Source organism: Massilia sp. Mn16-1_5, from assembly GCF_004798585.1.
Taxonomy (GTDB): domain Bacteria; phylum Pseudomonadota; class Gammaproteobacteria; order Burkholderiales; family Burkholderiaceae_D; genus Telluria.
This window is the reverse complement of sequence record NZ_PPXQ01000011.1, coordinates 69105-82851: the sequence shown is the minus strand read 5'-3', so window position 1 is coordinate 82851 and position 13747 is coordinate 69105. Positions and strand designations below refer to the sequence as shown.

14 protein-coding genes are annotated in these 13747 nt (G+C 65.6%); 8 read left to right on the top strand and 6 right to left on the bottom strand.

The features are described 5' to 3' along the window. Positions 1 to 14: 14 nt before the first annotated feature. Positions 15 to 620, top strand: a complete 606-nt coding sequence (locus C2862_RS14775) for a HutD family protein (protein ID WP_136220901.1) — start codon at positions 15 to 17, stop codon at positions 618 to 620. Further along, positions 613 to 1857, top strand: coding sequence for an imidazolonepropionase (gene hutI, locus C2862_RS14770; protein ID WP_136220900.1), 1245 nt, complete (start codon positions 613 to 615; stop codon positions 1855 to 1857). Before C2862_RS14775 ends, hutI begins: the two co-directional genes overlap by 8 nt. A gap of 67 nt (positions 1858 to 1924) precedes the next feature. On the opposite strand, the gene C2862_RS14765 is transcribed toward hutI, so the two are convergent. From C2862_RS14765 to C2862_RS14740, 6 genes are all read right to left on the bottom strand, one after another. Next, positions 1925 to 2104, bottom strand: coding sequence for a hypothetical protein (locus tag C2862_RS14765; protein ID WP_136220899.1), 180 nt, complete (start codon positions 2102 to 2104; stop codon positions 1925 to 1927). Positions 2105 to 2400: 296 nt separating this feature from the next. Continuing rightward, positions 2401 to 2898 (bottom strand): GNAT family N-acetyltransferase, encoded by a 498-nt coding sequence (locus C2862_RS14760; RefSeq protein ID WP_136220898.1) that lies wholly within the window; start codon positions 2896 to 2898, stop codon positions 2401 to 2403. Beyond that, positions 2895 to 3833 carry a DMT family transporter gene (locus C2862_RS14755; protein WP_136220897.1) on the bottom strand — a complete coding sequence of 313 codons (939 nt, stop codon included), beginning with the start codon at positions 3831 to 3833 and terminating at the stop codon, positions 2895 to 2897. Before C2862_RS14755 ends, C2862_RS14760 begins: the two co-directional genes overlap by 4 nt. A 107-nt stretch (positions 3834 to 3940) precedes the next feature. Further along, positions 3941 to 4387 carry a glycine zipper 2TM domain-containing protein gene (locus tag C2862_RS14750; RefSeq protein ID WP_136220896.1) on the bottom strand — a complete coding sequence of 149 codons (447 nt, stop codon included), beginning with the start codon at positions 4385 to 4387 and terminating at the stop codon, positions 3941 to 3943. Between the two features lie 86 nt (positions 4388 to 4473). After that, a complete protein-coding gene (locus tag C2862_RS14745; protein ID WP_210735997.1) occupies positions 4474 to 4914 on the bottom strand; it encodes a DUF962 domain-containing protein in 441 nt (146 codons plus the stop codon). 58 nt (positions 4915 to 4972) lie between these two features. Further along, complete coding sequence (locus tag C2862_RS14740) at positions 4973 to 5923, bottom strand: LysR family transcriptional regulator (RefSeq protein WP_136220895.1); 951 nt, start codon at positions 5921 to 5923, stop codon at positions 4973 to 4975. A gap of 143 nt (positions 5924 to 6066) precedes the next feature. Between C2862_RS14740 and C2862_RS14735 the strand changes: the two genes are divergently transcribed. The 6 genes from C2862_RS14735 to C2862_RS14710 all read left to right on the top strand — a co-directional run bounded on the left by C2862_RS14735 (position 6067) and on the right by C2862_RS14710 (position 13744). Continuing rightward, positions 6067 to 6270 (top strand): hypothetical protein, encoded by a 204-nt coding sequence (locus C2862_RS14735; protein ID WP_136220894.1) that lies wholly within the window; start codon positions 6067 to 6069, stop codon positions 6268 to 6270. Then, positions 6267 to 7127 carry an alpha/beta hydrolase gene (locus tag C2862_RS14730; protein ID WP_229467445.1) on the top strand — a complete coding sequence of 287 codons (861 nt, stop codon included), beginning with the start codon at positions 6267 to 6269 and terminating at the stop codon, positions 7125 to 7127. The genes C2862_RS14735 and C2862_RS14730 overlap by 4 nt, the downstream gene beginning before the upstream one ends. Before the next feature lie 144 nt (positions 7128 to 7271). After that, complete coding sequence (locus C2862_RS14725; RefSeq protein WP_136220893.1) at positions 7272 to 8459, top strand: efflux RND transporter periplasmic adaptor subunit; 1188 nt, start codon at positions 7272 to 7274, stop codon at positions 8457 to 8459. Positions 8460 to 8462: 3 nt separating this feature from the next. Then, a complete protein-coding gene (locus C2862_RS14720; RefSeq protein WP_136220892.1) occupies positions 8463 to 11642 on the top strand; it encodes an efflux RND transporter permease subunit in 3180 nt (1059 codons plus the stop codon). After that, entirely contained in the window at positions 11639 to 13114 is a 1476-nt protein-coding gene (locus C2862_RS14715; protein WP_136220891.1) for an efflux transporter outer membrane subunit, read from the top strand. Before C2862_RS14720 ends, C2862_RS14715 begins: the two co-directional genes overlap by 4 nt. Before the next feature lie 93 nt (positions 13115 to 13207). Beyond that, positions 13208 to 13744: a DNA-deoxyinosine glycosylase gene (locus C2862_RS14710; protein ID WP_136220890.1), complete on the top strand. Its 537-nt coding sequence runs from the start codon at positions 13208 to 13210 to the stop codon at positions 13742 to 13744. The last annotated feature ends 3 nt before the right edge of the window (positions 13745 to 13747 follow it).

The window sequence follows — 13747 nt, the reverse complement described above, 5'->3', positions numbered from 1 at the left end:
AGCGAGGCGTGAGCATGAACATCCTGATTCCGTTTGCCGGCCTGTCGGCGGTCCCGTGGAAGAACGGCGGCGGCAGTACCACCACCATCGCGATCGGCCCGCCCGAGGCCGGCTTCGACGACTTCGACTGGCGCGTCAGCCTGGCGACGATTTCGGAGGACGGCCCGTTCTCGCGTTTCCCCGGCGTCGACCGCACGCTGGCCCTGGTCGACGGCCACGGCATGACGCTCGACATCGACGGCAGCGAACGCGTCATCATCTGCGAGAGCGGCCCGGTGCTGGCTTTCGATGGCGATTCAAGCGTCACTGCCAAGCTCAATCGTGGCCCGACCACCGATTTCAACGTCATGACGCGCAGCGAGCGCTGCTACCACCAGTTCGGCCGGCGCCGCCTGGACGGCAAGTCGCGTTTCGTGGCGCGCGCCGATTTGACCCTGATGTTCCTGGCCGAGGGCGACACCCTGGAAATCGCCAGCGACGCCGAGCGCATCAACCTGGTGCGCTACGACGCCGTGCTGTTCGATCCGGGCACCATCTGGTCGATCGAGGCGAACCAGGCGGTGATCTTCATTGTCGATATTTTCTACTACAACGAAGAAGAGGAATTCGAAGATGAGTGAGCGCCACGGGCCGCGCTTTGATGCGGTATTTGCGAACGTGAACCTGGCCACGATGGTCGACGGCTATGGCGAAATCCAGGATGGCGCGATCGCCGTGCAGCATGGGCGCATCGCCTGGCTCGGCCCGCGCCGCGAGGCGCCGCGTGCCGCCGTCATCCACGACTGCGACGGCGCCTGGCTGACGCCCGGCCTGGTCGACTGCCACACCCACATCGTCCACGCCGGCAACCGCAGCGACGAATGGGAAGCGCGCCTGGAAGGCGCCAGCTACGAAGACATCGCGAGAAATGGCGGCGGCATCATGTCCACGGTACGCGCCACCCGCGCCGCCAGTGTCGAAGAGCTGCTGCGCCAGAGCGCGCCGCGCATCTCGCAGCTGCTGGCCGAAGGCGTCACCACCCTCGAAATAAAATCCGGCTACGGCCTGAACCTGCAAGGGGAGGCGAACCTGCTGCGCGCCGCGCGCCGCATCGGCGAACTGCTGCCGGTCAAGGTGCGCACGACTTTCCTCGGCGCCCACGCGCTGCCGCCCGAGTTTACCGACCGTCCCGACGACTACATCGCCGAAGTCGCCGAGCGCATGCTGCCGCTGCTGGTGAAGGAAAACCTGGTCGACGCCGTCGACGCCTTCTGCGAACACATCGGTTTTAGCTATGACCAGACCGAACGGGTATTCGCCGCCGCCAAAAAACTCGGCCTGCCGGTGAAGCTGCATGCAGAACAATTGTCCGACCAGCGCGGCGCCGAACTGGTAGCGCGTTATAAAGGCCTGTCGGCCGACCACCTGGAACACCTGACCCCGGCCGGCATCAATGCGATGGCCGCCGCCGGCACGGTTGCCGTGCTGCTGCCCGGAGCCTTTTATTTCCTGCGCGAGACGCAGGCCCCGCCGATCGCCGCCCTGCGCGCCGCCGGCGTGCCGCTGGCGGTGGCCACCGACTGCAATCCGGGCACTTCGCCACTCAGCTCGCTGCTGCTGGCGATGAACATGGCCTGCACGCTGTGGCGCCTGACGCCGCGCGAAGCCCTGCAGGGCGCCACCATCAACGCCGCGCGCGCCCTCGGCCTGCAGGACCAGATCGGCACGCTGGAAGTGGGTAAGCGGGCGGATTTTGCGCTGTGGGACATCAAGCGGCCGTCCGAGCTGGCGTATGGAATCGGCTTCAATCCCTGCCAGGCAGTCGTGAATGGCGGAGTGATGCGGGCGCGGGATATCGAGCTGCCAGCGGGGTTTTGAGCGACCTGGAAAAGATCAGCTGACAAGACACGTGCTTGTCGCTGATCTGTCGAGCACTACTCATCTTTTAAAGAGACTGCAACTTCGACCGCGTCGTCGATACCGCCCGGTGCAGCATGCGCTCCGCATGAAAATCGTTCTCACGCTGCGCCGCGATCGCCGTCAGGCTGCGGTTGTAATTGTCGAGGCGTGAACGCAGCCAGGCTTTATACAGCCGCCTCGCGATCGGTCGGAAGATGAATCCCATGATGTCTCCCCTTGTGCGAAGAGCACATTGTCGAGGACACCACTTCCTTGCATTTGTGATCACTCAATCGTGCGACACCCCCGGCTGAAGCTTGAGCAGCGTCAACTCGCGCATCTCCAGCTCGGTAATGATAAGTATCGGAGAATCCGTAAGAGAGGTAAGCAATTGTAAGAACAACCACTTCCGGCGGTTTCATCGGGCTATAGTGAAATCGTTGATTTCCAGTCTCCCCTCCCCATTGACATAATGGGTTCGCCCACGGCACCTTTCGGTCCCGTGGGCTTTTTATTACCGCATCAATCAGCGCGGCGCGCCAGGTGATCGAGCGCCTCGCCTGTCACGCGGCAGATGCGCCATTCCGGCAGGATCTCGGCGCCCATGGTCTGGTAGAAGCCGATCGCCGGTTCGTTCCAGTCCAGCACCGACCACTCAAAACGGCCGCATTTGCGCTCCACCGCGATCTGCGCGAGCTTGGACAGCAACGCGGTGCCGTAGCCCTTGCCGCGGTGCGACTGGCGCACGTATAAATCTTCCAGGTACAGGCCCTTCTTGGTGAGGAAGGTCGAGAAGTTGTGGAAGAACAGGGCAAAGGCGACGACTTCGCCGTTTTCCTCGCCGATGATCGCTTCGCAGGCCGGACGGGTGCCGAACAGGCCCTCGTGCAGCAGCTCTTCGGTGGCGACGACCATGTGCTCGAGTTTCTCGAACACGGCCAGCTCGACGATCATCGAGTGGATGTGGGTGACGTCGGCCGGTTCGGCGGGACGGACGGAAAAGTGGGTAGCTGCGCTCATTGGGTTTCGGTTGCGTTGTTCAAGGTAACAGGTTGCACGGGTTTGGCTGCGGGTGCGAGCAGGGCCCAGGCCACGCTGCCCAGGCACAGGACCATGCCCAGGAACTCGACGGGACCCGGGCGGTAATGTTCGAGTTTAATCGACAGCAGCACGGACAAGACGGGCGTGATGACGCCGATGTAGACGGCCTTCTGCGGTCCGATGCGGTTGATCAGCGTGAAGTAGGCCAGGAAGGCGATCACCGAGCCGAAGATCGACAGGTAAAGCAGGCCCAGCGTATAGGAAGCGGTCGGCGGCAGCACGAAGCGCTGGCCCGTCAGCAGCACGTAGAGCGCAACCAGGGCCGTGCCCCAGAACATCGACCAGGCCGTGGTCAGCATCACGTTGCCGGACTGTTCGCGCACCTTGCCGACGACGATGCTGCCGGCCGAGCTGGCGATTGTCGCCACCAGGGCGAGAATGACGCCCAGCAGGAAGTGGCCGCTGCCGCCCGCCTGCACGTCGCGCCAGGCGGTGCCGATCGAGTGATAGAAGAGCAGGGCGACGCCGCCGGTGGCGACCGCACCGGCGCCCCAGGTACGCGGCGCGATCGGCGTGCCGTAGAACACGCGGCCCAGCACCGGCGTCCAGAACACCATCAGCGCGAACAAGACCGCCACCAGGCCCGACACCACGACTTCCTCGGCCTGGTAGGTGCAAATATACGAGAGGCCGAAGGTCGCCATGCCCTGCAACATGACCCACTTCTGGGTGCGCCAGGGCAATTGCAATTTATAGCCGCGGCCGATGCAGAGCACGAACAGCACGCTCGACGCGAGTGCGAAGCGGTAGACGACGGACACCGCCGGCGGCACCTCGCCCAGCTGCAAGGTAATGGCCCAGAAGGTCGAGCCCCAGATCAGCGAGGCAATGGTAAACAGGACAGAAGAAGGCATCGCGGAAGTATACGTGCTTTCCCTGTTTCCCGCCGTCTATACATTGGAAAAATGGGGCCTCATGCCTCCGCTGTCGCAGTGCCGCATCACGCAGCAAAAGTAGCTGCTCAGTGCGTTACGCGCGTCATATAGCCATTGCTCAGCAGGCGCACCCGTTCGCCCGGCCGGAACAGTTCGTCGGCGGCCTGGGTAATCGCGCGCAATTCGCCGCTGTCGAGCCGGACCGTGATTTCGAGGCCGGGCCGGTTGTTGACGTTCGCTTCAGTGCGTTGGCCGAGCACGCCGCCCGCGATCGCGCCGACGATGCTCGCCGCGGCGGAACCCCTGCCCTGGCCAACCGTGGAACCGGCCAGGCCGCCGAGCGCCGCGCCGCCCATGGTGCCGACGCCCGAGTCCGGATTGGCGATGAGGACATTGCGCACCGACTCGACCGTGCCGGTGCGCACGACTTGCTCGTTCTGGGTCTGGTAAGCGCGATAGACGTTGCCGGAGGGCGAAGGACTGGCGCAGCCGGCAAGCAAGGCCGCGAGAAGGAAGAGGGTAGACGCTTTCATGACGGCCTCCGAAAACGTGAGACGTTTCGGAAAGCTTACTCTTGGAGGACGGAAGGCGCCACACCCCGGTGTAGCGCCAAGCATACTCAATAGGCCAGGTTGAAACGGCGATACAGGAAGCCCAGCACGAACAGCGGCCCGATCAGCAGGAAGCGCAGGTCTTCCAGGAAAGAAGGTTTCTTGCCCTCGATCTTGTGCCCGATGAACTGGCCGATCCAGGCCACGACGAAGATGGCGATCGACAGCGGCAGCACCGTCAGCGGCGGCATCGCGGCCAGGATCGCCAGCATCAGGATCGACATGGCCAGCATGCCGACCGCGAAGGGCTTCGACAGTTGCAGGTAGTACCACATCGCGCCGATCACCGCGGCCAGGGCCAGCACCGGATGGATCGCCCACAGGATGCCGAGCAGAGAAAACACGATGACCGGCACGCACACGAAGTGAATCAGCTCGTTGGTCGGGTTGCGGTGGCTCTCGCTGTACTGGGCGAGCAGGGCATGAATGTCGCGCGAAGGTGTGGTCACGTCGGTCTCCGGTTGGAATTGTTATGCGAACGATTCTACACCGGAGCAGACCGAAAAATCAGGCCGCCGCGCTCGCCGGCACGGGCGCAGCGGGTGCCGCCCCGAGCCGCATCTGCGGATGATTCGCGAACAGTTCCGACACCCATTCCACGAACACGCGCACCTTGGCCGACATGTGGCGGTTCTGCGGATACACGATGTGCACCGGCAGCGGATCGCTGACCCAGTCCGGCAGCACCTGCACCATGCGTCCCTCCTCGACGTGGCGACTCAAGAGGTAGTCCGTCATCTGGATGATACCCAGTCCCGCCAGCCCGGCCTGCACGTAGGCGTTCGAATCGTTCAGGGCGATCACGCCCGGCATCGGCACCTCGATGCGTTCCCCATTGCGGTTGAAATCCCAGTCGTAGACCTTGCCGGTCTTGGCCGAGAAATAGTTCACGCAGCGGTGCCGCGCCAGCTCGTCCGGATGCTGGGGCACGCCGTAGCGCGCCAGGTAGGAGGGCGCGGCGGCGGTCACGAAATTGATGATGCCGACCCGGCGCGCGATCAGGCTGGTGTCTAACAGGGGACCGCCGCGCACCGCGCAGTCGACGCCTTCCTCGACCAGGTCGACGGGACGGTCGGTGCTGCCCAGCTCCAGCGTGATGTCGGGATAGCGCTCGAAAAACCCAGGCAGCGCCGGCACCAGGATCTCGCTCGACAGCCCGGTCGGCGTGTCCACGCGCAGCCGTCCGCTCGGATTGATGCGCATGCGCGACAGCGATTCCTCGGCCTCGCGCACGTCCGCCAGGATGCGCACGCAGCGTTCGTAATAGGCGGCGCCGTCGGAGGTGACGGTCACCATGCGGGTGGTCCGGTGCAGCAGCTTGGCCGAGAGCGAGGCTTCCAGCGCCTGCACCAGGGTCGAAACGCTGGCCTTGGGCAGGTCGAGCACTTGCGCGGCGCGCGTAAAACTGCCGGTGTCGACCACCTGCACGAAGACTTCCATTGCCTGCAGCTTGTTCATGTCGGCTCGATTTAACTCAGTTTTAAGCTTATTGTTCGGAATTGACGAACAATGGATTCGTAATTGCCGTCTTTATCAGATTGTAGTAGATGTCTATAGTGTGCGTACTGGAGCATCAATAACGTGGCATTTGGGAGCAGGACATGAACATTCGGGACAGCGTGGTGGCAACGATCGCAGTAGCGGTCAGTACCCTGGCGATGGCCGGGGTCGTCGGCAGCGGCGCCTATGCGCAGGCCGCAGGCGCCGAGGCACGTGGCGTGCATGCGCTGTCGACCGTCATGGCGCACACCCTGTGCACCGAATCAGTGACCCTGGCGGCCGTCTCGCCGGAGGTGGCGCGATGAACGACCGCCTGGATACCATGAACGCGATTGCCGACGAGGTCCGGGTGCGCGAACTGGAAGTGAGCGGCGAGCAAGGTCTCTTGAGGGCGCGCCTGTACGCCGCCGGCCCCGTGAAAGGCAAGCGCGATACGCTGGTCGTGTTCTTCCACGGCGGCGGCTTCATTGTCGACGACCTCGACGAATCGGACGGCTTCCTGCGCCGCCTGGCCGGCGTCAGCCATACCCCGGTCGTGCTCGCATCGAACTACACGCTGGCCACGGTGCGTCCCTTCCCGGCCGCGGTCGAGGATGCCCACGCCGTGCTGCTATGGGCCAAGAAGAACAAAACCAAGCTCGGCTGGAATGGCAAGCACCTGCTGGTGGCCGGCATCGAAGCCGGCGCCAACCTGGCTGCGGTGTGCGCCCTGATGTCGCGCGACCGCGGCGCGCCGAAACTGGCCGGCCAGATCCTGATCATGCCGATGCTCGACCCGGGCCTGTCGACCTGCTCGATGCGCGAAATGCCGCAATGCGTCGACCAGGCCAAACTGGCCGACGGCTGCGCCGCCGCCTACCGCGGCTACCTGCCGAACGCGGCCGACCGTACCCACCCGTACGCCTCGCCGCTGCAATCGAGCCGCCTGAAAAACCTGCCGCCGGCCCTGATCCTCTCGGCCGACGACGACCCGCTGCGCGACGAGGCCGAAGCCTACGGCGCCAAGCTCGCCAGCTTCGGCGTGCCGGCCACCGTCAAGCGCATGCTACCGGCGCCGCAACTGGCGGACGACCGCAACGAGTGCGCCTGCGAACGGCCGGCGCTGGCGGAAATCGCTTCCTTCATCGCTGAGCTCGAGGAGCAGGGGGCTCCTCAAGCCTAAGCCAGCACCTTCCTGAATTTCCAACGCTACTAAAAGGGCACTGCGCCATCCGGCGCGGGCGGGGCCCGCTTTTTCCTGTGATCTGACACGGGAGGGACGGGTGTCGCCTACTGATTAACATTCTCACAAGAAAAAGGGGTCAACATGAGAAATCTGACACAACTTACCAGCGCAGCAAAACCGCTGATCGCCGCACTGGCCACCGCCGGCCTGGTCGGCATGTCGCTCGCCGGCTGCGAAGACGCGACCGGCAAGACGGCCGCACCCGCCGCACCCGCCGCGCCGCCCGTCTCGGCCGCCATCGTGCTCGAGAAGCCGGTGGCCGAGACCCAGGAATTCTCCGGCCGCCTGGAAGCGGTGGAACGGGTCGAGATCCGCTCGCGCGTCAGCGGTTTCATCACCGCCGTCAACTTCAAGCCGGGCAGCGAAGTCAAAAAGGGCGACGTGCTGTTCGTGGTCGATCCGCGCCCTTACCAGGCCGAAGCCACGCGCGCCCAGGCCGCCGCCGCCTCGGCCCGCGCCAAGGCCGATCTCGCCAAGCGCGAACTGGCGCGTGCCGAGAGCCTGATGGCCGATAAGGCCATCGCCCGCCGCGAATTCGACGAAGCGTCCGCCAGCCAGAAGGAGCTCGACGCGAGCGCCGCCGCCGCGCAGGCCCAGTACGAAGCCGCACGCCTGAACCTGGCCTACACCCGCGTGGTGTCGCCGATCGATGGCCGCGTCTCGAAAGCCGAGATCACGATCGGCAACCTGGTCGACCCGGCCGCGGTGCTGACCTCGGTCGTCTCGCTCGATCGCATCTACGCCAGCTTCGACGGCGACGAGGACACCTATCTGCGCGTCGGCGCCAAGGCGAGAGATGGCGCACCGGTGGCAGTGCGCGTGGGCCTGGCCAACGAGGAGGGCTTCCCGCATGAAGGAAAACTCGAATTCGTCGACAACCAGCTCGACACCCGTACCGGCAGCGTGCGTATGCGCGCCACCTTCGAGAACAAGGATGGCGCCCTGGTGCCGGGCCTGTTCGCCCGGGTCCAGCTGGGCGCGGCCGACAGCCGCAAGGCGGTCCTGATCAACGAGCGGGCTGTGGGCACGGACCAGAGCCGCAAGTTCGTGTTCGTGGTGGGGCTTGACGGCAAGGCCGAGTACCGTCCGGTCACGCTCGGTCCCGTGGTCGACGGCCTGCGCGTGGTGCGCAGCGGCGTCAAGGCGGGAGAGAAGATCGTCGTCAACGGCCTGCAGCGCGTGCGTCCCGGCGCGCCGGTGGCGCCGCAGATCGTTCCGATGGACGGCAGCGCGCCGCTGGCGCTGGCAGCAGCGACCACCAAGGAGTAAGCCATGAACTTCTCACGCTTCTTTGTCGACAAACCGATCTTTGCGGTCGTGCTGTCGGTGCTGGTCTTCGTCTCCGGCCTGATCGCCATCTTCCAGTTGCCGGTCTCGGAGTACCCGGACGTGGTGCCGCCCTCGATCGTGGTGCGCGCCCAGTACCCGGGCGCCAATCCGAAGGTGATCGCCGAGACGGTGGCCGCGCCGCTGGAAGAGCAGATCAACGGCGTCGAGAACATGCTCTACATGTCCTCGCAAAACACCTCCGACGGCGCCCTGATGCTGACGGTGACCTTCGCCATCGGCACCAATGTCGAACAGGCCGAGACGCAGGTGCAGAACCGCGTCCAGCGCGCGCTGCCGCGCCTGCCGGAAGAGGTGCGCCAGATCGGCGTGACCACGGTGAAAAGCTCGCCCAACCTGACCATGGTGGTGCACCTGAATTCGCCGGACGGCCGCTACGACGACCTGTATCTGCGCAACTACGCCACCCTGAACATCAAGGACCGCCTGGCGCGCATCGAAGGCATGGGCGAAGTCCAGCTGTTCGGCTCGGGCGACTACGCCATGCGCGTCTGGCTCGATCCGCAAAAGGTGGCGGCGCGCGGCCTGGTCGCGGGCGATGTCGTCGATGCGATCCGCGAGCAGAACGTGCAGGTCGCGGCCGGCGTGATCGGCCAGGGCCCGGCCAAGGGCGCCGAGTTCCAGCTGACCGTTAACACGCAAGGCCGCCTGTCCACCGTCGAGGAGTTCGGCGACATCGTGGTGAAAACCGGCGAGGATGGCTCGACCACGCTGCTGAAGGACGTGGCGCGCCTGGAGATGGGCTCGAATTCCTATGCCCTGCGTTCGCTCCTGAACAACAAGTCGGCGGTGGCGATTCCCATCTTCGAGGCGCCGAACGCGAACGCGCTGCAGCTGTCGACGGACGTGCGCGCCACCATGGCCGAGCTGTCCAAAGAGTTTCCGGAAGGCGTCGAATACAGCATTGTGTACGACCCAACCCAATTCGTGCGCGAGTCGATCGACTCCGTCATTCATACGCTGCTGGAAGCGGTGGTGCTGGTCGCGCTGGTCGTGATCGTGTTCCTGCAAAGCTGGCGCGCCTCGATCATCCCGCTGCTGGCCGTGCCGGTATCGGTGGTCGGCACCTTTGCCGTGATGCTGATGTTCGGCTTCTCGATCAACACCCTGTCGCTGTTCGGGCTGGTGCTGGCGATCGGCATCGTGGTCGACGACGCCATCGTCGTGGTCGAGAACGTCGAGCGCAATATTACCAACGGCTTGAGCCCCCACGACGCGACGATCCAGGCGATGAAGGAAGTGTCGGGCCCGATCGTGGCCATCGCCCTGGTGCTGTGCGCCGTGTTCGTGCCGATCGCCTTCGTCTCCGGCCTGACCGGCCAGTTCTACCGCCAGTTCGCGCTGACCATTGCGATTTCCACCGTGATCTCGGCTTTCGCCTCGCTGACGCTGGCGCCGGCGCTGTCGGCGGCGCTGCTCAAGGCGCATGACGCACCGAAGGATGGCCTGACGCGTGCGATGGATAAAATCTTCGGGCGCTTCTTCGCCGCCTTCAACCGCTTCTTCGGCCGTGCCTCGCACCGCTACGAAGGCGGCGTGCAGACGGTCCTGCGCCGCAAGACCATGTCGCTCGCCGTGTATGCGGTGCTGGGCGTGGCCGCGCTGTTCATGTTCAAGGCGGTGCCGCCGGGCTTCGTGCCGCAGCAGGACAAGGCCTATTTGATCGGCTTCGCCCAGCTGCCGGACGCCGCCTCGCTCGACCGCACCGACGCCGTGATCCGCCGCATGTCGGCCATCGCCAAGGAGATTCCCGGCGTCGATTCCTCGGTCGCCTTCCCCGGCCTGTCGATCAACGGTTTTACGAATGCGCCGAATGCCGGCATCGTGTTCACGACCCTGAAGCCCTTCAGCGAGCGCCATGGCAAGGAACAGTCGGCCGAGGCCATCGCCGCCGAGATCAACAAGCGCATGGGCGCGGTGGAAGACGCCTTCGTGATGGTGCTGCCGCCGCCGCCCGTGAACGGCCTCGGCACCACCGGCGGCTTCAAGATGATGCTGGAAGACCGCGGCAATCTCGGCTACGACGCGCTGTATAAAGCGGCGCAGGCGATGCAGGCCAAGGCCTGGGCCGATCCGCGCCTGGCCGGTGTGTTCTCGAGCTACCAGATCAACGTGCCGCAGCTGTTCGCCGACATCGACCGCGTCAAAGCCAAGCAGCTCGGCGTGCCGCTGCAGACCATCTACCAGACCTTGCAGGTGAATCTCGGCTCGCTGTACGTGAACGATTTCAACCAGTTCGGCCGCACCTACCAGGTGCGGGTGCAGGCGGATGCCCAGTTCCGCTCGCAGCCGGAGCAGATCGCGCAACTGAAGGTGCGTAACGTGAAGGGCGAGATGATCCCGCTGTCCTCGCTGATGCAGGTGAAGGATAGCTATGGCCCGGACCGTGTGCAGCGCTACAACGCGTATGTCACGGCCGACATGAACGGCGGTCCGGCGGCGGGTGTGTCTTCGGGCCAGGCGCAAGCCATCTTCGAGCAGATCGCGAAAGAAACGCTGCCGAAAGGGATCGCCTACGAATGGACCGACCTGACTTACCAGGACATCCTGTCGGGGAACACCATGATCTTCGTCTTCCCGCTGTGCGTGCTGCTGGTGTTCCTGGTGCTGGCCGCGCAGTACGAGAGCTGGACCCTGCCGCTGGCCGTGATCCTGATCGTGCCGATGTCGATCCTGTGCGCCCTGGTCGGCGTCAAACTGACCGGCGGCGACAACAACATCTTCACGCAGATCGCCCTGTTCGTGCTGGTCGGACTGGCCTCGAAGAACGCGATCCTGATCGTGGAATTCGCCCGCGAACTCGAACACCACGGCCGCAGCGTGGTTGCCGCCGCCCTGGAAGCGAGCCGCCTGCGCCTGCGTCCGATCCTGATGACCTCGATCGCCTTCATCATGGGCGTGGTGCCGCTCGTGTTCAGCAGCGGCGCCGGCGCCGAGATGCGCCATGCGATGGGTGTCGCCGTATTCGCCGGCATGCTGGGCGTGACCTTCTTCGGCCTGTTCCTGACGCCGTTGTTCTACGTCCTGCTGCGTACTTTTGCCAAACGTTTCGAGAAAAAAGCCGTCGCCCCTGTCGTGGTGGCGGTGGAAGGAGTCGCACAATGAACTCGATGATTGCACGCGGTATTGCACCGCTCCTCGCTGCACTGCTGCTGAGCGCCTGCGCCGCGCCGGCCTTCAAACAGCCGGTGCTCGATACACCGGTGGCGTTCAAGGAGGCGGAACCGGTGCTCACCGCCGCCGACGGCAGCCGCTGGGCTCCGGCCCGCCAGGCCGAACAGCAGCCACGCGGCGAGTGGTGGCTTGCCTTCCAGGATCCGAGATTGACCGAACTGGTCGACGAAGCGACCCGCAACAACGCCAGCCTGGCTGTCGCCGCGGCGCGCGTAAAACAGGCGAGGGCGATCGCGGGTATCGCCCAGGCGGACCGCATGCCGCAGGTGGGCCTCGGGGTCCAGGCCCAGCGCGCGCGGCCATCGGCCCTGGACGCCGGCCTGCCGCAAGGCAGTCCGGTCGCGCCACAGAACAGCTACAGCGCCAGCCTGAGTGCGAGCTACGAAGTCGACCTGTTCGGCCGCGTCAGCGCGAGCGTCGAGGCGGCGCGCCAGGATGCTGGCGCCAGCGAGGCGAGCTACCGCTCGGTGCTTTTATCTCTGCAGGCCGACGTGGCGCAACAATGGTTCCGCCTGCGCGCGCTGGACGCCGAACTGGCTACCGTCGACAGCGCGGTCCGCCTGCGCGAGGAGAGCGTGCGCGTGAACCAGCGCAGGTTCGACCTGGGCGACATCGGCGAATTCGACCTGACGCGCGCAAAGACCGAATTGTCCGCCACGCGCGCCGAAGCGATCGGCCTGCAGCGCCAGCGTGCGACTGCCGAACACGCGCTGGCCGTGCTGCTGGGCCGCCCGGCCGCGCGCTTCACGGCATCGAACAGCCCCTTGCCGGAGAGCGTGGCGCTGCCTGCGATTCCGGCCGGGCTGCCTTCGAGCCTGCTCGAGCGCCGGCCCGACATCGCCGCCGCCCAGCGTGCGATGGAAGCGGCGAACGCGCGCATCGGGGTGGCGCGCGCCGCCATGTTCCCGGCCCTGAACATCAATGCGGTGGGCGGCGGCGTCGGCGGCAGCATGGCGGACGTATTCAACTGGAGCAGCCGTTCCTGGGTGCTCGGCGCGTTGCTGTCCCTGCCGATCATCGACGGCGGCCGTAACAAGGCCAACGTGACGCGCAGCGAGGCGGCGCTGGAGGAATCGGTGGCGGCTTATCGGGAGCGGGTGCTGGCCGCCTTTGCGGAGGTCGAGGACAACCTGGCCGGCGTGCGCATCCTGGCCGAGCAGGGTGTCGAAGTCGACGATGCCGTGCGCTCGGCACGCCGCTCGGCGGAACTGGCCCGCAAGCTCTACGACGCCGGCCGCTCCAGCTACCTCGACCTGCTCGACGCCCAGCGTAACCTCGCGAGCGTGGAGCGCAGCGCGGTCCAGCTGCGCGGCAACCAGGCGCTGACGACCGTCGCCCTGATCCGGGCGCTAGGCGGCGGCTGGGATGCGCCGGCGGCGTCGGAGCCGCTGGCGGCGCGTTAAGCATTTCAGAGGTGCCCTTTGCGGCGGACCTGGTGCGGTCCGCCGCTTTTTTATGTGCGGCTTGCCTTGGCCCGGCGGGGCTACAATCGCGGCATGAGCACCGCTTCCACATTGCTGACCGGCCTGGCCCCGGTTCTGGACACCAATGTCCGGATCCTGATCCTGGGCAGTTTTCCGGGCGCGCAGTCACTCGCCGCGGCCCAGTACTACGCGCATCCGCGTAATCAGTTCTGGAAGCTGGTCGGCGCCCTGGTCGGCGAAGACCTGACTGCGCTGCCTTACGCCGAGCGTTTGCCGCGCCTGCTGGCGCACGGCATCGGCCTGTGGGACGTACTGGGCGCCTGCGAGCGCGAAGGCAGTCTCGATTCCGCCATCCGCAAGCCGGCCGCCAACGATTTCGAGCGCCTGCACGAATTGTGTCCTGCGCTGGAAACGGTCGGCTTCAACGGCCAGGCCTCGGGCAAGTTCGCGCCGCAGTTCGCGCAGGCCGGCTACCGGACGCTGGTGCTGCCGTCGAGTTCACCGGCGCACATGGCGATGACGTTCGAACAAAAGCTGGAGATCTGGCGCCAGTTGCTCGTCGATGGCGGCGCTGGCCTGCCGGCGCCGCGCCAGGGCTCGCTGCTCTGAGCG

Excerpts from the sequence above, each read along its gene's own strand:
- C2862_RS14760 (WP_136220898.1), bottom strand. The coding sequence starts at position 2,898 with ATGAGCGCAGCTACCCACTTTTCCGTCCGTCCCGCCGAACCGGCCGAC.
- C2862_RS14740 (WP_136220895.1), bottom strand. The coding sequence starts at position 5,923 with ATGAACAAGCTGCAGGCAATGGAAGTCTTCGTGCAGGTGGTCGACACC.
- C2862_RS14735 (WP_136220894.1), top strand. The coding sequence starts at position 6,067 with ATGAACATTCGGGACAGCGTGGTGGCAACGATCGCAGTAGCGGTCAGT.
- hutI (WP_136220900.1), top strand. The coding sequence starts at position 613 with ATGAGTGAGCGCCACGGGCCGCGCTTTGATGCGGTATTTGCGAACGTG.
- C2862_RS14710 (WP_136220890.1), top strand. The coding sequence starts at position 13,208 with ATGAGCACCGCTTCCACATTGCTGACCGGCCTGGCCCCGGTTCTGGAC.
- C2862_RS14720 (WP_136220892.1), top strand. The coding sequence starts at position 8,463 with ATGAACTTCTCACGCTTCTTTGTCGACAAACCGATCTTTGCGGTCGTG.
- C2862_RS14765 (WP_136220899.1), bottom strand. The coding sequence starts at position 2,104 with ATGGGATTCATCTTCCGACCGATCGCGAGGCGGCTGTATAAAGCCTGG.
- C2862_RS14755 (WP_136220897.1), bottom strand. The coding sequence starts at position 3,833 with ATGCCTTCTTCTGTCCTGTTTACCATTGCCTCGCTGATCTGGGGCTCG.
- C2862_RS14750 (WP_136220896.1), bottom strand. The coding sequence starts at position 4,387 with ATGAAAGCGTCTACCCTCTTCCTTCTCGCGGCCTTGCTTGCCGGCTGC.
- C2862_RS14715 (WP_136220891.1), top strand. The coding sequence starts at position 11,639 with ATGAACTCGATGATTGCACGCGGTATTGCACCGCTCCTCGCTGCACTG.
- C2862_RS14725 (WP_136220893.1), top strand. The coding sequence starts at position 7,272 with ATGAGAAATCTGACACAACTTACCAGCGCAGCAAAACCGCTGATCGCC.
- C2862_RS14730 (WP_229467445.1), top strand. The coding sequence starts at position 6,267 with ATGAACGACCGCCTGGATACCATGAACGCGATTGCCGACGAGGTCCGG.
- C2862_RS14775 (WP_136220901.1), top strand. The coding sequence starts at position 15 with ATGAACATCCTGATTCCGTTTGCCGGCCTGTCGGCGGTCCCGTGGAAG.